Source organism: Pseudomonas sp. DSP3-2-3 (assembly GCF_049898225.1).
In the GTDB taxonomy this organism is placed as follows: domain Bacteria; phylum Pseudomonadota; class Gammaproteobacteria; order Pseudomonadales; family Pseudomonadaceae; genus Aquipseudomonas.
In genome coordinates, this window is sequence record NZ_JAFCXH010000005.1 from 18,556 (window position 1) to 37,905 (window position 19,350).

Consider the following 19,350-nt stretch of genomic DNA (forward strand, 5'->3'; position numbering starts at 1 on the left):
GCTTAGCGGTCCACGTCGGCCATAACGAAATCGATACTACCCAGGTACGCGATCAAGTCCGCGACCATGCTGCCTTTGATCACCGAAGGGATCTGTTGCAGATGCGGGAAGCTTGGGGTGCGGATCCGGGTACGGTAGCTCATGGTGCCGCCGTCGCTCGTCAGGTAATAACTGTTGATGCCCTTGGTCGCTTCGATCATCTGGAAGGATTCGTTGGCTGGCATGACCGGGCCCCACGAAACCTGCAGGAAGTGCGTGATCAAGGTTTCGATATGTTGCAGCGTGCGCTCTTTCGGCGGCGGCGTGGTCAGCGGGTGATCCGCCTTGTACGGGCCTTCCGGCATGTTGCGCATGCACTGATCAATGATCTTGATGCTCTGGCGCATTTCTTCGACACGCACGATGCAGCGGTCATAGGCATCACCGTTGGCGGCCAGCGGCACTTCGAATTCGAAGTTCTCGTAACCCGAGTACGGCCGCGCTTTACGGATGTCGAAATCGCAACCGGTCGAACGCAGGCCGGCGCCAGTGACGCCCCATTCCAGCGCTTCCTTGGTGTTGTACGCCGCGACGCCGATGGTCCGGCCGCGCAGGATGCTGTTGTCCAGAGCCGCCTTTTGATATTCGTCCAGACGCTTGGGCATCCACTCGACGAAATCCTTGACCAGCTTTTCCCAGCCGCGCGGCAGGTCGTGCGCGACGCCGCCGATCCGGTACCAGGCCGGGTGCAGGCGGAAACCGGTGATGGCTTCGATCACCGTGTAGGCTTTTTGCCGGTCGGTGAAGGTGAAGAACACCGGAGTCATCGCGCCCACGTCCTGGATGTAAGTACCCAGGAACAACAGGTGGCTGGTGATCCGGAAGAACTCCGCCATCATGATGCGGATGACGTCGACTTTCTCCGGCACCTTGATGCCGGCCAGTTTTTCTACCGAAAGCACGTACGGCAGGTTGTTCATCACGCCGCCGAGGTAATCGATCCGGTCGGTGTACGGGATGAAGCTGTGCCAGGACTGACGCTCGCCCATTTTCTCGGCACCACGGTGGTGGTAACCAATGTCGGGAACGCAATCGACGATTTCTTCACCGTCCAGCTGCAGGATGATGCGGAACGCACCGTGGGCCGAAGGGTGGTTCGGACCCAGGTTGAGGAACATGTAGTCTTCGTTCGTGCCGGAACGCTTCATGCCCCAGTCTTCCGGACGGAAACGCGCGGCTTCCTCTTCCAGTTGCTGTTTGGCAAGGGTCAGGCTGAACGGGTCGAATTCGGTGGCACGGGCCGGGAAGTCCTTGCGCAGCGGGTGACCTTCCCAGGTCGGCGGCATCATGATCCGGGTCAGATGCGGGTGACCAGGGAAGTCGATACCGAACATGTCCCAGACTTCGCGCTCGTACCAGTTGGCGTTTGGCCAGATGCCAGTCACCGTCGGCACGCTCAGGTCGCTCTCGGACAAGGCGACCTTGATCATCACGTCGCTGTTACGCTCGATCGACAGCAAGTGGTAGAACACGCTGAAGTCGGCGCCCGGCAAGCCTTGACGCTTGGTACGCAGACGCTCGTCCATGCCATGCAGGTCGTACAGCATGACGTAGGGTTTGGGCAGCTGACGCAGGAACGTCAGCACTTCGATCAACCGCGCGCGCTCGACCCACAGCACAGGCATGCCAGTGCGGGTCGGCTGGGCGCTGAACGCTTCGGCGCCAAAACGGTTGTTCAGTTCAACGACGACATCTTGGTCGTCAGCCTTGTAAGGCGGGATGTACAGAGCACTGCCTGTAGTCATGATTTTTTTATCGCTTTCGGTCAACGTAAAGAATGAAGCCAGGTTCTCGTCTCTTTAACAGGAGCAGAACTGGATCAGACTTCGTCGGGGCTGCGCAGATTGGTCACTGCGATTCGCTGTTCGCGGCGCTGTTCCTTTTGCGACGGCATCTCGGCGCGATACACGCCTTGTTCACCGACGACCCAGGACAGAGGGCGACGCTCCTGGCCGATGGATTCCTGCAACAGCATCAAGCCTTGCAGAAATGCTTCGGGGCGGGGCGGGCAGCCAGGCACATAGACATCCACGGGCAGGAACTTGTCCACGCCCTGAACCACGGAATAGATGTCGTACATGCCACCGGAGTTGGCGCACGAACCCATGGAGATGACCCACTTGGGTTCGAGCATTTGCTCGTAGAGACGCTGAATGATCGGCGCCATCTTGATGAAGCAGGTCCCGGCAATAACCATGAAATCCGCCTGACGCGGTGATGCCCGGATAACCTCGGCGCCGAAGCGGGCGATGTCGTGGGGCGCCGTGAAGGCGGTGGTCATTTCCACATAGCAGCACGACAGGCCGAAGTTGTACGGCCACAGGGAGTTTTTACGCCCCCAGTTGACTGCACCGTTCAGCACGTCTTCCAGCTTGCCCATGTAGATGTTTTTGTGGACTTGGTCTTCTAACGGATCGGAAACAGTTTCCCGCTTGCCGATTGGATACTCTTCATTGGGAGCATCCGGGTCGATCCTGGTGAGATTGTATTGCATCGCCAAAGCCTCATTGTTTTAGCTTCGCTTGCCGAATACGGCGACCTTCGGGAGCCCAATCGAGCGCCCCTACCCGCCATAGGTAGACAAGACCTGCCAACAGAATTGCTATGAAAACGAGTGCTTCGACGAATCCGGTCCAGCCGCTTTCGCGGACGGACACAGACCAGGCAAAGAGAAAGAGGGCTTCAATGTCGAAGATCACGAAAAGCATCGCGACCAGATAGAATTTTGCCGAAAAGCGCAAGCGGGCGCTGCCAGTAGGCAGCATGCCGGACTCGAACGGTTCGTTTTTGCTGCGGCCCCAGGCTTTGCTGCCCAGAAGGGCGGAGACACCGAGCATGAAGGCACAGAGGCCGACAACACCTAAAAGGAAAATGGCGAAGCCCCAGTTGTGGGCAATCAATCCTGTCGGTTCGTGCATGCTGGATTTCCTTGACAGAGATCAAAGGTCTCTGGGCTTGAATAGAGTATAGGCAGTGACTATATGTCGCAGCGACATCAACCGCGGTGATTTTATGGGTAAACAGTTGGCAAGTAAATTTTCTACATCAAATTAATTTGATGAATTAATCACTTGCGCATAGGAGGATCGGCTTGAGGGCAGGCTGGGCGGGCATTGGCAGGGTTTTGGTTAATTATGTTTCCTGCAAAATGTAAGGAACAAGGATTGATTGCTAAATGATAATAAGTATCATTTGATGCTGTCCCGGCAGTTTTCAATAAAACACGCAAAACAGTGGAGTGTTTAATACAACAGCAAGTTGCAACTAGTAATGGACTGTCAGCCGGAAGGGTGTTCGTTGGAGATTCTATGTCCGGGGGCAACCGCCAGGCGCCAGACGTATTGTCTGAACCGACGCCTTCCCGGCTAAAGCCGGTCCCACTGTGGGACCGGCTTTAGCCGGGAAGACGGCATTCCAGTAGACGCAAATGCATCGGCTGTACGTGCAGATCCGTTGGAGGCTAGCCCGCGAAGGCCATAGTTCAGATCCCGATGTCCGGTGAGCGTGTCGAACTTTTCGCGGGCAAGCCTCGCGCCAACTGAGTGATGTGATCCATTGCGGCGTCCGCTCAGGCTTCACCCATAAAAAAACCGCCCCGAAGGGCGGTTTCTTCACATCAGGTACAAGCCAATCAGTGGAACTGTTCTTCTTCGGTTGAGCCGGTCAGCGCCGTCACCGATGAAGCGCCGCCTTGAATGACCGTGGTCATGTCGTCGAAGTAGCCAGTGCCGACTTCCTGCTGGTGCTGCACAAAGGTGTAGCCTTTGGCTGCGTCAGCAAATTCCTGCTCTTGCAGTTTTACGTAGGCAGTCATGTCGTTGCGGGCGTAGTCATGCGCCAGGTTGAACATGCTGTGCCACATGTTGTGGATGCCGGCCAGGGTGATGAACTGGTGCTTGTAGCCCATTGCCGACAGCTCGCGCTGAAATTTCGCAATAGTCGCGTCGTCCAGGTTCTTCTTCCAGTTGAAGGATGGCGAGCAGTTGTACGACAGCAGTTGGTCCGGGTATTCCTTTTTGATCGCTTCGGCGAAGCGGCGGGCCTCGTCCAGATCCGGTTTGGCGGTTTCACACCAGATCAGATCGGCGTACGGCGCGTAGGCCAGGCCGCGGGAGATCGCCTGGTCCAGGCCGGCGCGAACTTTATAGAAGCCTTCTGGCGTGCGGGTGCCGGTCACGAACTCTTTGTCGTACGGGTCGCAGTCCGAAGTCAGCAAGTCTGCGGCGTTAGCATCGGTACGGGCCAGAATAATGGTCGGTACGCCGGCGACGTCTGCTGCCAGACGCGCAGCCGTCAGCTTCTGCACGGCTTCCTGAGTCGGCACCAGCACCTTGCCGCCCATGTGACCGCATTTCTTGACCGAGGCCAGCTGATCTTCGAAGTGAACGCCTGCAGCGCCCGCTTCGATCATGCTTTTCATCAGTTCGTAAGCGTTCAGTACGCCGCCAAAACCGGCTTCGGCATCGGCAACGATTGGCGCGAAGTAGTCGATATAGCCTTCATCGCCCGGGTTTTTACCGGCTTTCCACTGGATCTGGTCTGCGCGGCGGAACGAGTTATTGATGCGCTTGACCACAGTTGGAACCGAATCCACCGGGTACAGCGACTGATCGGGGTACATCGACTCGGCCGAGTTGTTGTCGGCGGCCACTTGCCAGCCGGACAGGTAAATCGCCTGAATGCCAGCTTTGACTTGCTGCACAGCCTGGCCACCGGTCAGGGCGCCCATGCAGTTGACGAAGTCTTTGTCAGGACGGAACGAAGGCTTGGCACCTTGGGTGACCAGATTCCAGAGCTTTTCCGCGCCCAGTTTGGCGAATGTGTGTTCAGGTTGAACCGAGCCACGCAGGCGGACGACATCAGCGGCGGAATAAGTACGGGTCACGTTTTTCCAGCGCGGATTTTCAGCCCAGTCTTTTTCGAGAGCTGCTATTTGTTGTTCGCGTGTCAGTGCCATGGAGATAAACCTCGTCGCAAAAGTATCGCATCGGTTTTGGGTGGAAAATTCCTTGCTCCGCCAAAACGCCCCGGTTATCGAAGGCACATGGATGGCTGCTCGCTGATCAGAGAAGTGGCTGATCGAGCCTGGTTTGCGTGGTTGCGACGGGTGAACGATGAGCTCAAGTCGGGAAGAGCGGGTATATGGCCTGACCCCTGTCTGCAGTTCGGCTCGTGGATGCCTTGATGCAGTCATTTGACGGGTTGAGCTATCGACCTATTACGCTTCCGTCCCTCAGGACAACTTCGTTCCAGTAGCAACCTCGTCAAACTGCCTTGTGGGCGGTACAGACACGAATCGGCTCAGGTGGGTAGGTTAGAGCAGCGATCCGAAGGCTCTTTGCAGGGCCTCTGATTAGCGGGAGCGGGGCAATCATGCCTCGTCGTTTTTAGTCCGTCAAACGTTTTGTAGTGCTTTTTCAATGCCACTACATCTTTGGTCTAATACGACTAATCAGTCAGTTTCGGGCCCTTGAGTGCTGATATTTCTGCGACTGCCCGCAGGTAGTGGCTTCAGTCGAGCGTTTCGACCTTGACGCGCAAGGTCATGTCTTCCCGGCCTTGCGTGGAGTAGCGCTGCGCCTGGCCTTGCTGATCGGCGACCGACTGATCGCTGGCGCCGGCGAGGGTGATCCATTCGCCCAGGTGTCCACTGACCTGGCTGTCAGTGCTTTGTACCTTGATGACGTCCGGCCGTTCCTGGCTCAGGCGGTCGCGGTTGGTGGTGATGCTCAGGTGTACCGTGTCGCCGGTGACACTGGCAGTCACGTAAAAGCCTTGGGTGACGTTGCGGTACTCGGTGTTGCTTTGTGCATAGCCGTAGGAGTCGGATTGCGAGGTGGTCAGTGGCACGCTTTGCCCGATCTGGATCAGCGCTGGCGCACCTTCAGTGGTCTGCACCTGCTGAACGCCCCCTTCACGGCTGGCGGTGCCGTAATTGATGATGCGCGACTGATTGGCGCCTTGAGCATTGCGCGCCGCGCTGTCGCTGGTATCGACGCTGATCAGCAGGCGCTTGGGTGCGGTGTCGAGTTGCGTGATCAAGGCGCGCAGCTCGTCGATCTTGCGCGGCTCTGCGTTGACGATCAGTTGGTTGTTGTAAGCGCTGACTTTGCCATCCTGGCCGAGGAACGACTTGGCCACCGGCAGCAGCTCATCGCTGGTGCGAAAATTGAGCGGGACGACTTCCGTAGCGGCCATGACACACACGCTACATGTGATGAGTACTGAGGTGAGCAGGCTGCGCAGGAACATGTCCCTATCTCCACTGATACGTCTGGAAAGACTTGAGTTTGCCACTTTGTCGGCTTGAAAGGGGGCAAGTTGAATCGTGCACGGCAAAACGCCCCGCGACCTCATTTCGGCCTGGTCAGGCTGAACTGGGGAAGTGGGGCGCTTATTTGCTGTATCGGGAGATCAGCGGATATCGCGAACCATATCCACGTGCGGGAGGCCGGCCTCCAGAAACTCTGCGCTGACGACAGTAAAGCCATGGCGTTGATAAAACGCTGTGGCATGCACCTGAGCGCTGAGCTTCTGTGGCTTCAGACCCCGTCGTTCGGCATCGTCGATGACGGCGTTGAGCAACGCATCGCCGACTTTCAGGCCGCGCCAGTCCTTGAGAACCGACAGTCTGCCGATTTCGCCGTCCGGCAGCAGCCGTGCGGTGCCAATCGGAAAATCACCTTCATAGGCCAGGAAATGAATCGCGCCAGCGTCTTCGGCGTCCCATTCCAGTTCTGCAGGTACGGACTGTTCTGCGATAAACACCGCTTCGCGAATTCTGCGAATCTCAATGTTGTCCTTTTGCCAGTCGGCGACTCGGACGTGGATTTTATTCATCGGCAAACCCCAGGCTTCCTTGTTTGACCAGCTCGCAGAGCAGGTTTCTTCCTTGTTCGTCGCTCAACCACGGAGCAAGATTTTCGCTGTGCAGCGCATCCGCGGCACAGATCATTTTCAGCAGCTCACGCAGGTGACCGGGCAGCAGGCGGCTCTGGCCGCTGGCGAACAGTAGCAGGTCTTCGTCAACTTCGGACCACGCCAGGCGTGCGCTTGGGTTGCGGATGAGAACTGCGCCCTGTTCCAGGCTACCGAGCAAGTCTTCTTCTTCCAGCTCAGGGCCAACCACCAGTTCAGGGTAGCGCGGCTCGGTCATGAACTGGCCGAACCAGGTAAGCAGCAGGCGCTCATCGCCCATGTGCTCGGCCAGCAAGGCTTTCAGACGATCCAGCGCGTCATGTTGAATCTGGTGCGGATCGCTGACCGGTTGTGCGTCGGCGTCAGTGTAGCGATCTTCGTCAGGGATGAACTGGCTGAGGAAGTCGGTGAAGTGGGTCAGCACTTCGGCAGCGCTGGGTGCGCGAAAACCGACTGAATAGGTCAGGCACTCATCGACCGCGACGCCGCAGTGAGCAAGGCGTGGCGGCAGATACAGCATGTCGCCGGGTTCCAGGGTCCATTCTTCGGTGGCCTGGAAGTCAGCAAGAATGCGCAGGTCGGCATGTTGCAGCAGGGCGCTCTCGGAATCACACATCTGGCCTATCTGCCAGTGGCGCTTACCGTGACCTTGCAGCAGGAACACATCGTAGTTATCGAAGTGCGGGCCAACGCTGCCACCCGGTGCGGCATAGCTGATCATCACGTCGTCAATGCGCCAGCTAGGCAGAAAACGGAAATTTTCCAGCAGCTCGCTGACTTCCGGGACGAACTGGTCCACTGCCTGTACCAGCAGGGTCCAGTCACGTTCCGGGAGTTTGCTGAATTCGTCCTCGGCGAAAGGGCCGCGACGCAGCTCCCACGGGCGCTCGCCGTTTTCGATGACCAGGCGCGACTCGATTTCTTCTTCCAGGGCAAGGCCGGCCAGTTCGTCAGGATCGATCGGGCTTTCGAAGCCCGGTATCGCCTGACGGATCAGCAGAGGTTTTTTCTGCCAGTAGTCACGCAGGAAGACGCGAGCGCTGATGCCGCCCAACAATTGAAGAGGAATATCAGGATTCATGTGTAACCTATTGAAAAAGCGTATTTTATAGACAGGAATAAAAACGCCCGGCACTGCCGGGCGTGTGCAATCGATTACCGCAACTCAGATTCGCTTGGCTTGCGCCACGGCATTGCCGATGTAATTGGCCGGGGTCAGCTTTTTCAGCTCGGCCTTGGCCTCGGCTGGCATGTCCAGGCCGTCAATGAACGTCTGCAGCACTTCAGGGCTGATGCCCTTGCCGCGTGTCAGTTCCTTGAGTTTTTCGTACGGGTTTTCGATGTCGTAGCGGCGCATGACCGTCTGGATCGGCTCGGCCAGGACTTCCCAGCAGGCGTCCAGGTCGGCGGCGATCTTCTGCTCGTTGAGCTCCAGCTTGCTGATGCCCTTGAGGCTGGCTTCATAGGCAATGACGCTGTGAGCGAAGCCCACGCCCAGGTTGCGCAGCACTGTCGAGTCAGTCAGGTCACGCTGCCAGCGGGAGATCGGCAGTTTGCTGGCCAGATGCTGGAACAGCGCGTTGGCGATACCCAGGTTGCCTTCGGAGTTTTCGAAGTCGATCGGGTTGACCTTGTGCGGCATGGTCGACGAACCGATTTCGCCAGCGATGGTGCGCTGCTTGAAATAGCCCAGGGAAATGTAACCCCAGATATCGCGGTCGAAGTCGATGAGGATCGTGTTGAAGCGGGCGATCGCGTCGAACAGCTCGGCGATGTAGTCATGCGGCTCGATCTGGGTGGTGTAGGGGTTGAAGCCCAGGCCCAGTTCATCTTCGATGAAGGCGCGCGCGTTGGCTTCCCAGTCGATGGCCGGATAAGCCGAGATGTGTGCGTTGTAGTTGCCGACCGCACCGTTGATCTTGCCCAGCAGCGGCACCGCTGTGATCTGGGTGATCTGACGCTCCAGACGGTAGACGACGTTCGCCAGCTCTTTACCAAGGGTCGTCGGCGAGGCCGGTTGGCCGTGGGTGCGGGACAGCATTGGCACGTCAGCGAAACGGATGGCCAGCTCGCGGATGGACTCGGCAATCTGGCGCATCAACGGCAGCATGACGTTGTCACGGCCTTCGCGCAGCATCAAGGCGTGGGACAGGTTGTTGATGTCCTCGCTGGTGCAGGCGAAGTGGATGAACTCGCTGACCTTGTCCAGCTCAGGCAGCTTGGCAGCCTGTTCCTTGAGCAGGTATTCCACGGCCTTGACGTCGTGGTTGGTGGTGCGCTCGATCTCTTTCACGCGCTCGGCGTGGGTGATCGAGAAGTCTTCAGCCAGGGTGTTGAGGATTGCGTTGGCTTCGGCGGAAAACGCCGGGACTTCGGTAATTTCCGGGTGTGCGGCCAGGCGCTGGAGCCAGCGCACTTCAACCATGACGCGAAAACGGATCAGGCCGTATTCGCTGAAAATTGGGCGCAGGGCCTGAGTTTTGCCGGCGTAGCGGCCGTCTACAGGGGAAACCGCAGTGAGCGAAGAAAGCTGCATGGGGTGTTCTCGGACAGTCGGGCAACGAAATGGGGCGCGTATCATACATGAAAAACGGGCCAGATCCGTGCGGTCTGACCAGCGTATGCTGCGCGGCGTTTGTAAGTATCGGTTACTGATGCCCGGCGAATCAGCCGTGCATCAGTGGGTACAATTCTTTCAATAGCTTGCGCCGGCTCACGACCAACTGCCAGCGGTGACCGCCAACTTGTCGCCACAGACGGGCCGAGCGGATACCGGCCAGCAACAGCGCGCGGATCTTCGATGCATTGTTCGGTTGTTGCAGGTTGCGCATGTCACCGTGAACCTGAATCCGCTGGCGCAGCGTGCTCAGGGTGTCCTGATACAGCGCACCGCAGGCGGAAACCACATTCTCATGGACAACGCCGAAATGCTCGACCTGGGATTGAATCTGCGGCATGCGCTTGCCGATGACTTCCAGCATGTCGTCGCGCTTGGCCAGCTGGCGCTCAAGGCCCAGCATCGACAAGGCGTAGCGCAGCGGCTCGCGTTGCAGGGTCGCCGGATCGCGCTCCAGAGCGCTGGCCAGTGCCCGATAGCCCTCGCGCAGGTTCAGATCGTCGCCGCCATACACGTCCAGCGTGTCCTTGGGGTCCAGCACCAGCAGGCTGCCGAGCATGCAGCTCATCGCGGCCTCGCTGGATTGCCCGGTCTTGGCGATGCGGTCCACCAGCACTGCTGCTTGAAAGACGCCGGCCAGGGCAATCAGTTGTTCCTGAATCGGGGTCATCAACGCTTGTCCTTGCTGTGCCACGGTTCGGCGATTTCGATCACGCCACCACCCAGGCAGATTTCGCCGTCGTAGAAGACTACGGACTGACCGGGTGTCACGGCACGTTGAGGCTCGTCGAACGTGGCTCGATAGCCATCAGCGGTCTGTTCCAGCGTGCATTGCTGATCGCCCTGGCGATAACGCACTTTGGCCGTCAGCTTGCGCGGTGTGCTCAGATCAACCGGGTTGACCCAGTAGATCTGCGAGGCGATCAGTGCCTGGGAAAACAGCCATGGATGGTCGTTGCCCTGGCCAACGATCAGCTCGTTGTTTTCCAGATCCTTGACCAGCACGTACCACGGATCATCGCTGGCGTCTTTCAGGCCGCCGATGCCCAGGCCCTGGCGCTGGCCGATGGTGTGGTACATCAGGCCGCTGTGGCGCCCGATGACTTCACCTTCGGTGGTCTTGATCTCGCCGGGTTGGGCGGGCAGGTATTGGCGCAGGAAATCCGTGAAGCGTCGTTCGCCGATGAAGCAGATGCCGGTGGAGTCTTTTTTCTTGGCGGTGGCCAGGCCGTGTTTTTCAGCGATGGCGCGCACCGCGGGCTTTTCCAGCTCGCCGACCGGAAACAAGGTCCTGGCGATCTGCTCGCCGCCCACGGCATGCAGGAAGTAGCTCTGGTCTTTGTTCGCGTCCAGGCCCTTGAGCAGCTCGGTGCGGCCGTCGATATCGCGGCGGCGCACGTAATGGCCGGTGGCGATCAGGTCGGCGCCGAGCATCAGGGCGTAGTCGAGAAACGCCTTGAACTTGATTTCGCGGTTGCAGAGGATGTCCGGGTTCGGCGTGCGGCCGGCCTTGTATTCGGCCAGGAAATGCTCGAACACGTTGTCCCAGTATTCTGCGGCGAAGTTGGCGGTGTGCAGTTTGATGCCAATCTTGTCGCAGACGGCCTGGGCGTCGGCCAGGTCTTCGCGAGCGGTGCAGTAGTCCGTTCCATCGTCTTCTTCCCAGTTCTTCATGAACAAGCCTTCCACCTGATAACCCTGCTCCATGAGCAGAACGGCGGAAACGGAAGAATCTACGCCGCCGGACATGCCGACGATGACGCGCTTCGTTGCTGAATCGGAAAGGGCTGGATCACGCATAAGGATTCAATGGGTGGCTTCGAAAAGGACGCGATTCTAACAGGCTGAGGTCGCCGAGTCTCACACGCTGTCGCGCAGCAGGCTCAGACTGAAGTGCTCGCCGCTCAGGTAGTCGTCTACGCAGCGCATCACCAGCTCGCTGCGCCAGCGCTCCTGTTCAGCCTGTAACTGGTCACGGGTCAGCCACAACGGGCCGATGATGCCGTCGTCCAGCTGATACTCGGGATGATGGCGAAGGGGTTTGGCGGCAAAGCAGATACGTTGATAAGTCACGCCGTTGCTGGGCGCGGTGTACAGGTAAATCCCGATGACGCTGGTGAGTTCGACGTCCCAGCCGGTTTCTTCCAGGGTTTCGCGCACTGCGGCGTTTTGCAGGGTTTCATCCGGGTCCAGATGGCCGGCAGGCTGGTTGAGTACGGCTTTCCCGGCTTTGAGTTCTTCAACGATCAGGAAGCGGCCCTGATCTTCGACGATGGTCGCGACGGTAACGTGGGCTTGCCATTGCATGGTCAATGTTCTCTGAGCGAACGGTGGGTGCGACAGTGTTGCGGTTTTGCCTGTCGCAGATACAGAAACCCCGGCGCGAGGCCGGGGTTCCTTTAGAGCAGGCGTTTTAAGACGCCTGACCGATGCAGCCTTAAACCAGTGAAGCGATCGCTGCGTTCAAGGTTGCACTTGGACGCATGATCTTGCTGGTCAGCTCGGCGTTCGGGTAGTAGTAACCGCCGATGTCCGCAGGCTTGCCTTGAACGGCGTTGAGCTCGGCAACGATTTTTTCTTCGTTGTCGGCCAGGGTTTTCGCCAGCGGGGTGAACTGCGCTTTCAGCGCCGCGTCGTCGTTCTGTGCCGCCAGTGCCTGAGCCCAGAAAAGCGCCAGGTAGAAGTGGCTGCCGCGGTTGTCGATGTTGCCGACTTTGCGCGAAGGCGACTTGTTGCGGTCCAGGAACTCACCGGTGGCCTGATCCAGAGTCTTGGACAGAACCAGCGCTTTCGGATTGTTGTAGGTGCTGCCCAAGTGTTCCAGGGAAGCCGCCAGCGCCAGGAATTCACCCAGGGAATCCCAACGCAGGAAGTTCTCTTCGACCAGTTGCTGAACGTGTTTCGGTGCCGAACCGCCAGCGCCGGTTTCGAACAGGCCGCCACCGCTCATCAGCGGTACGATCGACAGCATCTTGGCGCTGGTGCCCAGTTCCATGATCGGGAACAGGTCAGTCAGGTAGTCGCGCAGCACGTTACCGGTCACCGAAATGGTGTCCTTGCCGGCGCGAGTGCGCTCCAGGGTGAAGTTCATCGCGTCGACAGGCGACATGATGCGGATGTCCAGACCCGAAGTGTCGTGGTCACGCAGGTACTTCTGGACCTTTTCGATCATCACGCCGTCGTGGGCGCGGACCGGATCGAGCCAGAACACCGCCGGGGTATTGCTGGCGCGAGCGCGGTTGACGGCCAGTTTGACCCAGTCCTGGATCGGTGCGTCCTTGGCCTGGCACATGCGCCAGATATCGCCGGCTTCAACCTTTTGTTCCATCAGCAGTTTGCCGTCGCTGTCGGTGACGCGAACAACGCCATCGGCCTGGATGTGGAAGGTCTTGTCGTGAGAGCCGTACTCTTCGGCTTTCTGCGCCATCAGGCCCACGTTAGGCACGCTGCCCATGGTGGTCGGATCGAAGGCACCGTGTTTCTTGCAGTCTTCGATGGTGGCCTGATAGATGGTTGCGTAGCAGCGGTCCGGGATCACCGCCTTGGTGTCGTGCAGTTCGCCGTCGGCGCCCCACATTTTGCCGGAGTCACGGATCATTGCCGGCATCGATGCGTCGACGATTACGTCACTTGGCACGTGCAGGTTGGTGATGCCTTTGTCGGAGTTGACCATCGCCAGCGGAGCGCGCACGGCGTAGACGGCTTCGATATCTGCCTTGATTTCGGCTTGTTTCTCGGCCGGCAGCACAGTAATGCGGTCGTACAGATCGCCAATGCCGTTGTTCAGGCTGAAGCCGATTTCCTTGAGAATGTCAGCGTGCTTGGCCAGCGCATCTTTGTAGTATTCGGCGACGATCTGACCAAACATGATCGGGTCGGAGACCTTCATCATGGTGGCTTTCAAGTGCACGGAGAACAGTACGCCCTTGGCTTTGGCGTCTTCGATCTCGGCGGCGATGAAGCTGCGCAGGGCTTTTTTGCTCATGGTGGAGCAATCGATGATCTCGCCTGCTTTCACGGCGGTCTTTTCTTTCAGGACGGTGGTCGTGCCGTCTTGAGCGATCAGTTCGATCTTGACGCTGCCGGCGGCTTCAATCAGGGCAGCTTTCTCGCTGCCGTAGAAATCGCCTTCGCTCATGTGTGCAACGTGAGATTTGGACTCGGGGCTCCACGCGCCCATCTTGTGCGGGTGCTTGCGGGCGTAGTTCTTGACCGACAGCGGGGCGCGGCGATCAGAGTTGCCTTCGCGCAGAACCGGGTTCACGGCGCTGCCTTTGGTTTTGTCGTAGCGGGCGCGAACGTCTTTTTCAGCGTCGGTGCTCGGTGCTTCCGGGTAGTCGGGAATAGCAAAGCCCTGCTCCTGCAGTTCTTTGATAGTCGCTTTGAGTTGCGGGACCGAGGCACTGATGTTGGGCAGCTTGATAATGTTGGCTTCTGGCGTGGTGGCCAGTTTGCCCAGTTCGGCAAGATGATCCGCTACTTGCTGATCGGCGCGCAGCGATTCCGGGAAGCTGGAAAGAATGCGGGCTGCCAGAGAGATGTCTCGCGTTTCAACGTCGATATCAGAGGAGGCAGTGAACGCTTCGATGATAGGGAGCAGCGAGTAGGTGGCGAGGGCAGGGGCTTCGTCGGTGAAGGTGTAGATGATCTTCGAGCGGTTGGACATTTCGTATGAACTCTCTTTTGCTGAGCATGCACAAAATCTCGATGCGCGCAGGGTATGCACTCTTGCTCACAGTCGCTTCATGAGCCTAAGTCGAGGTTTATTCGCGATTGATGATGGTGGGTGCATCAGTCGAGCGTCGAGCGGTGAGCTGTTATGGCAGCCCAACGCCTATAAAGGCTGAACGTCATGTTTCAGACGGGTCGGCCCCTATGACCCGGTAGTCACGCCGGGAGTATATCAAACCCTTGGTCTTAAGCATTAATGCTATGCGTGCTAACGAATGAGCGATATAGGCCGTTGGTCGAGGGTTGTGGGTAGAACCCCAGCTGTACGCTTGCCCGGCAACGGCCCGCGAGGCTTTGCCAGCCGGGCGGCGCGGTCGGGAGTTTGCGGGCAGGGCCACGACTGACTACGCTCAATCGCAGCCAGGATGTCTCAACAGACCCACACCCCCACCGCAATACAAGCAATAGGGAGTACAACAACAATGGGCTACCAGAAGATTCAGGTTCCAGCCGTCGGCGAAAAGATCACGGTCAATGCCGATCACTCCTTGAACGTGCCTGATAACCCGATCATTCCCTTCATTGAAGGTGACGGAATCGGCGTTGATATCAGTCCGGTCATGATCAAGGTGGTCGATGCGGCCGTCGATAAAGCCTACGGCGGCAAGCGCAAGATCTCCTGGATGGAAGTCTATGCTGGCGAAAAAGCGACTCAGGTTTACGATCAGGATACCTGGCTCCCCCAGGAAACGCTGGATGCAGTCAAAGATTACGTCGTGTCGATCAAGGGACCGCTGACCACCCCGGTCGGCGGCGGCATTCGTTCCTTGAACGTCGCTCTGCGCCAGCAGCTGGACCTGTATGTCTGCCTGCGCCCGGTGCGCTGGTTCGAAGGCGTGCCCAGCCCGGTCAAGAAGCCCGGCGACGTCGACATGACGATCTTTCGGGAAAACTCCGAAGATATTTATGCCGGGATCGAGTGGAAAGCCGGCTCGCCCGAGGCGATCAAAGTCATCAAGTTCCTCAAGGAGGAAATGGGCGTCACCAAGATTCGCTTCGATCAGGACTGCGGGATTGGCGTCAAGCCGGTCTCAAAGGAAGGGACGCAGCGTCTGGCGCGCAAGGCCTTGCAGTATGTCGTGGACAACGACCGTGAGTCGCTGACCATTGTGCATAAAGGCAACATCATGAAATTCACCGAAGGTGCCTTCAAGGAATGGGCCTACGAGATCGCAGCGCAGGAGTTTGGTGCCACGCTGCTTGATGGTGGTCCGTGGATGCAGTTCAAGAACCCGAGGACCGGCAGGAACGTCATCGTCAAGGACGCCATCGCCGATGCGATGCTTCAGCAAATTCTGCTGCGTCCCGCCGAATATGACGTGATCGCCACCCTGAATCTCAACGGCGACTATCTTTCCGATGCGTTGGCCGCCGAGGTGGGCGGGATCGGCATTGCGCCCGGGGCCAACCTTTCCGACACGGTCGCGATGTTCGAGGCCACGCACGGCACGGCGCCCAAATATGCAGGCAAGGATCAAGTCAATCCGGGTTCGTTGATTTTGTCCGCAGAGATGATGCTGCGTCACATGGGCTGGTTGGAAGCGGCAGACCTGATCATCAAGGGCACAAACGGCGCTATTTCCGCGAAAACTGTTACCTATGATTTCGAGCGCTTGATGGAAGGGGCGACGCTGCTGTCTTCATCAGCCTTCGGAGATGCGCTGATAGCTCACATGTGAATCTGATTGCTGTGAAGTAAGCCAAATCGGCCGGTTCAAGTCTCTGAACCGGCCGATTTGTCAGTTGGCGTAGTGGGTCGCACGCCGGAGTCGTCAGGCAGTAACTTTATCGGTCTTGCTCGCGTGACTTGGGATTTCAGCGGGTGCCGAAGCGTTTTCGCTTACGACAGCTGCCTGAATATCCACAGCATGCAAGCCCTTGGGCCCCTGAATGATCTCAAAATTGACCGCCTGGCCAGCCTTGAGGGTTTTGTAGCCGTCCATCTTGATGGCCGAGTAATGGGCGAACAGATCTTCGTCTTTGCCGTCGGCAAGGATGAAGCCATAGCCTTTTGCATTATTGAACCACTTGACCTTACCGCTGAGCATAGTCACATCCCTCTGCAAAGGACTCCGTTGGGAGTATCATCCACCTCATCCGCCGGACCTAAAAAAATTTTGGTTGACTGCGCGGACCCTTTTTACCCAATGTGGGTTCTATTGTTTGTAACACCGTTTAGCCGATAGTCAAGGTCATGCGGCGGTCCGTTTGAAAACCGGTCAGACTGAGGCTAATTATTTTCAATCCGCCTTCTACGAACTTTTCTTTCCATGCATGCAATCAGCAAGATTCGACTAACATTCAATCAGGACAGTCCAGGTTCCGGTGAGGATGACGCGGCTGGCATCGCAGTTCAGGACGCCAAGCCGACGCTACAGGCGCCGCCGATGTACAAGGTGGTTTTATTTAACGACGATTACACCCCGATGGATTTCGTTGTTGAAGTGCTCGAGGTGTTTTTTAACCTGAATCGTGAGCTGGCGACCAAGGTCATGCTGGCCGTCCATACAGAGGGACGGGCAGTATGTGGATTGTTTACCCGCGACATCGCCGAGACCAAGGCAACGCAGGTGAACCAATACGCCAGGGAAAGCCAGCATCCGCTACTCTGTGAGATCGAGAAGGACGGTTAAACGCCGACCACTTGGGTATGAGGTGAAGCTATGTTAAACCGTGAGCTCGAAGTCACCCTCAATCTGGCCTTCAAGGAGGCCCGCTCCAAGCGTCATGAATTCATGACCGTCGAGCACCTCCTGCTGGCTCTATTGGATAATGAGGCTGCCGCCACAGTTCTGCGTGCCTGCGGCGCAAACCTCGATAAGCTCAAGCATGATCTGCAGGAGTTCATCGACTCCACCACGCCGCTGATCCCGGTCCACGACGAGGATCGCGAAACCCAGCCAACCCTGGGCTTCCAGCGTGTGCTGCAGCGTGCTGTCTTCCACGTGCAGAGTTCCGGCAAGCGTGAAGTCACTGGCGCCAACGTGCTGGTTGCGATTTTTAGTGAGCAGGAAAGCCAGGCAGTGTTTCTGCTCAAACAGCAGAGCGTTGCACGCATCGATGTTGTCAACTACATCGCGCATGGCATTTCTAAAGTGCCTGGGCACGGCGATCACTCTGAAGGTGAGCAAGATATGCAGGACGACGAGGGCGGTGAGTCTTCTTCTTCAGGCAATCCTCTGGATGCCTATGCCAGCAACCTCAACGAACTGGCGCGCCAGGGTCGTATCGACCCGCTGGTCGGTCGTGAGCTTGAGGTCGAGCGCGTTGCGCAAATCCTCGCCAGACGCCGCAAGAACAACCCGCTGCTGGTAGGCGAGGCTGGTGTTGGCAAGACGGCAATCGCCGAAGGCCTGGCCAAACGTATTGTCGACAATCAGGTGCCTGATCTGCTCGCCAACAGCGTCGTCTACTCCCTTGATCTTGGCGCATTGCTGGCCGGGACCAAGTACCGTGGCGATTTCGAGAAGCGCTTCAAGGCGCTGCTCAATGAGCTGAAAAAACGTCCGCATGCCATTCTGTTCATTGATGAAATCCACACCATCATCGGTGCAGGTGCTGCATCCGGCGGCGTCATGGATGCTTCGAATCTGCTCAAGCCGCTGCTTTCTTCCGGTGATATCCGTTGCATCGGTTCCACCACGTTCCAGGAATTTCGCGGCATTTTCGAGAAAGATCGCGCGCTTGCACGCCGCTTTCAGAAGGTTGATGTCTCCGAGCCGTCGGTGGAAGACACCATCGGCATTCTTCGGGGCCTCAAAGGGCGTTTCGAGCAGCACCACAATATCGAGTACAGCGACGAAGCACTGCGCGCAGCTGCTGAGCTGGCCTCACGCTACATCAATGACCGGCACATGCCGGACAAGGCGATCGACGTGATTGACGAGGCAGGTGCCTATCAGCGCCTGCAGCCAATCGAGAAGCGTGTGAAACGCATTGAAGTGGCGCAGGTTGAAGACATCGTCGCGAAAATTGCACGTATTCCGCCTAAACACGTCAACAGCTCCGACAAGGAACTGCTGCGTAACCTTGAGCGCGATCTCAAGCTGACGGTGTTTGGTCAGGATGCAGCTATTGATTCACTGTCGACAGCCATCAAATTGTCTCGTGCGGGCCTGAAGTCGCCGGACAAGCCAGTCGGTTCCTTCCTGTTCGCCGGTCCTACCGGTGTCGGCAAGACCGAAGCGGCTCGTCAGTTGGCCAAGGCATTGGGTATCGAGCTGGTACGCTTCGACATGTCCGAGTACATGGAGCGTCACACCGTATCGCGTCTGATCGGTGCGCCTCCGGGCTATGTCGGCTTTGACCAGGGCGGTTTGCTTACTGAAGCGATCACCAAGCAGCCGCATTGCGTGTTGCTGCTCGATGAAATCGAAAAAGCTCACCCGGAAGTCTTCAACCTGCTGTTGCAGGTGATGGACCACGGGACCTTGACCGATAACAACGGCCGCAAAGCTGACTTCCGTAATGTGATCGTGATCATGACCACCAACGCAGGCGCGGAAACCGCAGCGCGTGCATCCATCGGCTTTACTCATCAGGACCACTCGTCTGATGCGATGGAAGTGATCAAGAAGAGCTTCACGCCTGAGTTCCGCAACCGCCTGGACACCATCATTCAATTTGGTCGCCTCAGTCATGAGGTTATCAAGAGCGTGGTGGACAAGTTCCTCACCGAGCTTCAGGCGCAGCTGGAAGACAAGCGGGTCCTGCTCGAAGTCACCGATGCAGCGCGCAGCTGGTTGGCGGCGGGTGGTTACGATGCGCAGATGGGTGCTCGACCAATGGCTCGTTTGATCCAGGACAAGATCAAGCGTCCGCTGGCTGAAGAGATCCTGTTCGGCGAATTGGCTGAGCACGGTGGCGTTGTGCACATCGACGTCAAGGATGGCGAGATGACCTTCGATTTCGAGACTACGGCAGAAATGGCCTAAGTCCCGGAGGCAGCTCCCGGGAAAAAGCCCCGCATCTCGCAAGAGGCGCGGGGCTTTTTGTTGGCGGCACGCTTGAATTCGAACAAAATTCAGACGAACAAAAACGCCCGG

Annotated in this window: 16 protein-coding genes; 3 read left to right on the forward strand and 13 right to left on the reverse strand. The window is 57.9% G+C overall.

The genetic code is table 11. The features are described from left to right. Positions 1-2: 2 nt before the first annotated feature. The 12 genes from nuoC to ACP7E4_RS07480 form a co-directional block, all read right to left on the reverse strand. On the reverse strand, positions 3-1,784 hold the full coding sequence (gene nuoC / locus ACP7E4_RS07425; protein WP_426115295.1) for an NADH-quinone oxidoreductase subunit C/D: 1,782 nt from the start codon (positions 1,782-1,784) through the stop codon (positions 3-5). A 74-nt stretch (positions 1,785-1,858) separates the two neighbouring features. Beyond that, positions 1,859-2,533 (reverse strand): NuoB/complex I 20 kDa subunit family protein, encoded by a 675-nt coding sequence (locus tag ACP7E4_RS07430; protein WP_020290204.1) that lies wholly within the window; start codon positions 2,531-2,533, stop codon positions 1,859-1,861. 10 nt (positions 2,534-2,543) lie between these two features. Further along, positions 2,544-2,957: an NADH-quinone oxidoreductase subunit A gene (locus ACP7E4_RS07435; RefSeq protein ID WP_426115292.1), complete on the reverse strand. Its 414-nt coding sequence runs from the start codon at positions 2,955-2,957 to the stop codon at positions 2,544-2,546. A 713-nt stretch (positions 2,958-3,670) separates the two neighbouring features. Beyond that, on the reverse strand, positions 3,671-4,996 hold the full coding sequence (gene aceA / locus ACP7E4_RS07440) for an isocitrate lyase (RefSeq protein WP_020290206.1): 1,326 nt from the start codon (positions 4,994-4,996) through the stop codon (positions 3,671-3,673). Positions 4,997-5,550: 554 nt separating this feature from the next. Then, the gene (locus tag ACP7E4_RS07445; protein WP_426115290.1) at positions 5,551-6,291 is read right to left on the reverse strand and encodes a secretin N-terminal domain-containing protein; all 741 of its coding nucleotides are present in this window, start codon (positions 6,289-6,291) and stop codon (positions 5,551-5,553) included. 162 nt (positions 6,292-6,453) lie between these two features. Next, positions 6,454-6,879 (reverse strand): GNAT family N-acetyltransferase, encoded by a 426-nt coding sequence (locus tag ACP7E4_RS07450; RefSeq protein WP_020290208.1) that lies wholly within the window; start codon positions 6,877-6,879, stop codon positions 6,454-6,456. Further along, the gene (locus ACP7E4_RS07455) at positions 6,872-8,038 is read right to left on the reverse strand and encodes a JmjC domain-containing protein (protein WP_426115288.1); all 1,167 of its coding nucleotides are present in this window, start codon (positions 8,036-8,038) and stop codon (positions 6,872-6,874) included. Before ACP7E4_RS07455 ends, ACP7E4_RS07450 begins: the two co-directional genes overlap by 8 nt. An 84-nt stretch (positions 8,039-8,122) precedes the next feature. Further along, positions 8,123-9,493, reverse strand: coding sequence for an adenylosuccinate lyase (purB, locus tag ACP7E4_RS07460; RefSeq protein ID WP_426115286.1), 1,371 nt, complete (start codon positions 9,491-9,493; stop codon positions 8,123-8,125). Positions 9,494-9,623: 130 nt separating this feature from the next. Further along, positions 9,624-10,244 carry a high frequency lysogenization protein HflD gene (hflD, locus tag ACP7E4_RS07465; protein ID WP_426115284.1) on the reverse strand — a complete coding sequence of 207 codons (621 nt, stop codon included), beginning with the start codon at positions 10,242-10,244 and terminating at the stop codon, positions 9,624-9,626. Then, the gene (gene mnmA, locus ACP7E4_RS07470; RefSeq protein WP_426115282.1) at positions 10,244-11,374 is read right to left on the reverse strand and encodes a tRNA 2-thiouridine(34) synthase MnmA; all 1,131 of its coding nucleotides are present in this window, start codon (positions 11,372-11,374) and stop codon (positions 10,244-10,246) included. The genes hflD and mnmA overlap by 1 nt, the downstream gene beginning before the upstream one ends. 60 nt (positions 11,375-11,434) lie before the next feature. Then, positions 11,435-11,881 (reverse strand): NUDIX hydrolase, encoded by a 447-nt coding sequence (locus tag ACP7E4_RS07475; protein WP_426115280.1) that lies wholly within the window; start codon positions 11,879-11,881, stop codon positions 11,435-11,437. A 130-nt stretch (positions 11,882-12,011) separates the two neighbouring features. Then, positions 12,012-14,240 carry an NADP-dependent isocitrate dehydrogenase gene (locus ACP7E4_RS07480; RefSeq protein ID WP_426115278.1) on the reverse strand — a complete coding sequence of 743 codons (2,229 nt, stop codon included), beginning with the start codon at positions 14,238-14,240 and terminating at the stop codon, positions 12,012-12,014. A 487-nt stretch (positions 14,241-14,727) separates the two neighbouring features. On the opposite strand from ACP7E4_RS07480, the gene icd reads away from it, so the two are divergent. Continuing rightward, the gene (gene icd, locus ACP7E4_RS07485) at positions 14,728-15,984 is read left to right on the forward strand and encodes an NADP-dependent isocitrate dehydrogenase (RefSeq protein WP_426115323.1); all 1,257 of its coding nucleotides are present in this window, start codon (positions 14,728-14,730) and stop codon (positions 15,982-15,984) included. A 93-nt stretch (positions 15,985-16,077) separates the two neighbouring features. On the opposite strand, the gene cspD is transcribed toward icd, so the two are convergent. Further along, a complete protein-coding gene (gene cspD, locus ACP7E4_RS07490) occupies positions 16,078-16,353 on the reverse strand; it encodes a cold shock domain-containing protein CspD (protein WP_426115276.1) in 276 nt (91 codons plus the stop codon). A 222-nt stretch (positions 16,354-16,575) separates the two neighbouring features. On the opposite strand from cspD, the gene clpS reads away from it, so the two are divergent. Together clpS and clpA are read left to right on the forward strand one after the other, a co-directional pair. Further along, positions 16,576-16,938 (forward strand): ATP-dependent Clp protease adapter ClpS, encoded by a 363-nt coding sequence (gene clpS, locus ACP7E4_RS07495; RefSeq protein WP_341523450.1) that lies wholly within the window; start codon positions 16,576-16,578, stop codon positions 16,936-16,938. 30 nt (positions 16,939-16,968) lie between these two features. Further along, a complete protein-coding gene (gene clpA, locus ACP7E4_RS07500; protein WP_065833780.1) occupies positions 16,969-19,239 on the forward strand; it encodes an ATP-dependent Clp protease ATP-binding subunit ClpA in 2,271 nt (756 codons plus the stop codon). Positions 19,240-19,350: the final 111 nt, after the last annotated feature.

What these genes read in the sequence shown, in the direction of transcription:
- ACP7E4_RS07445 (WP_426115290.1), bottom strand. Translation starts at nt 6,291, where the DNA reads ATGTTCCTGCGCAGCCTGCTCACCTCAGTACTCATCACATGTAGCGTG.
- mnmA (WP_426115282.1), bottom strand. Translation starts at nt 11,374, where the DNA reads ATGCGTGATCCAGCCCTTTCCGATTCAGCAACGAAGCGCGTCATCGTC.
- ACP7E4_RS07455 (WP_426115288.1), bottom strand. Translation starts at nt 8,038, where the DNA reads ATGAATCCTGATATTCCTCTTCAATTGTTGGGCGGCATCAGCGCTCGC.
- clpA (WP_065833780.1), top strand. Translation starts at nt 16,969, where the DNA reads ATGTTAAACCGTGAGCTCGAAGTCACCCTCAATCTGGCCTTCAAGGAG.
- cspD (WP_426115276.1), bottom strand. Translation starts at nt 16,353, where the DNA reads ATGCTCAGCGGTAAGGTCAAGTGGTTCAATAATGCAAAAGGCTATGGC.
- icd (WP_426115323.1), top strand. Translation starts at nt 14,728, where the DNA reads ATGGGCTACCAGAAGATTCAGGTTCCAGCCGTCGGCGAAAAGATCACG.
- ACP7E4_RS07480 (WP_426115278.1), bottom strand. Translation starts at nt 14,240, where the DNA reads ATGTCCAACCGCTCGAAGATCATCTACACCTTCACCGACGAAGCCCCT.
- clpS (WP_341523450.1), top strand. Translation starts at nt 16,576, where the DNA reads ATGCATGCAATCAGCAAGATTCGACTAACATTCAATCAGGACAGTCCA.
- ACP7E4_RS07450 (WP_020290208.1), bottom strand. Translation starts at nt 6,879, where the DNA reads ATGAATAAAATCCACGTCCGAGTCGCCGACTGGCAAAAGGACAACATT.
- hflD (WP_426115284.1), bottom strand. Translation starts at nt 10,244, where the DNA reads ATGACCCCGATTCAGGAACAACTGATTGCCCTGGCCGGCGTCTTTCAA.
- aceA (WP_020290206.1), bottom strand. Translation starts at nt 4,996, where the DNA reads ATGGCACTGACACGCGAACAACAAATAGCAGCTCTCGAAAAAGACTGG.
- ACP7E4_RS07430 (WP_020290204.1), bottom strand. Translation starts at nt 2,533, where the DNA reads ATGCAATACAATCTCACCAGGATCGACCCGGATGCTCCCAATGAAGAG.
- ACP7E4_RS07475 (WP_426115280.1), bottom strand. Translation starts at nt 11,881, where the DNA reads ATGCAATGGCAAGCCCACGTTACCGTCGCGACCATCGTCGAAGATCAG.
- ACP7E4_RS07435 (WP_426115292.1), bottom strand. Translation starts at nt 2,957, where the DNA reads ATGCACGAACCGACAGGATTGATTGCCCACAACTGGGGCTTCGCCATT.
- nuoC (WP_426115295.1), bottom strand. Translation starts at nt 1,784, where the DNA reads ATGACTACAGGCAGTGCTCTGTACATCCCGCCTTACAAGGCTGACGAC.
- purB (WP_426115286.1), bottom strand. Translation starts at nt 9,493, where the DNA reads ATGCAGCTTTCTTCGCTCACTGCGGTTTCCCCTGTAGACGGCCGCTAC.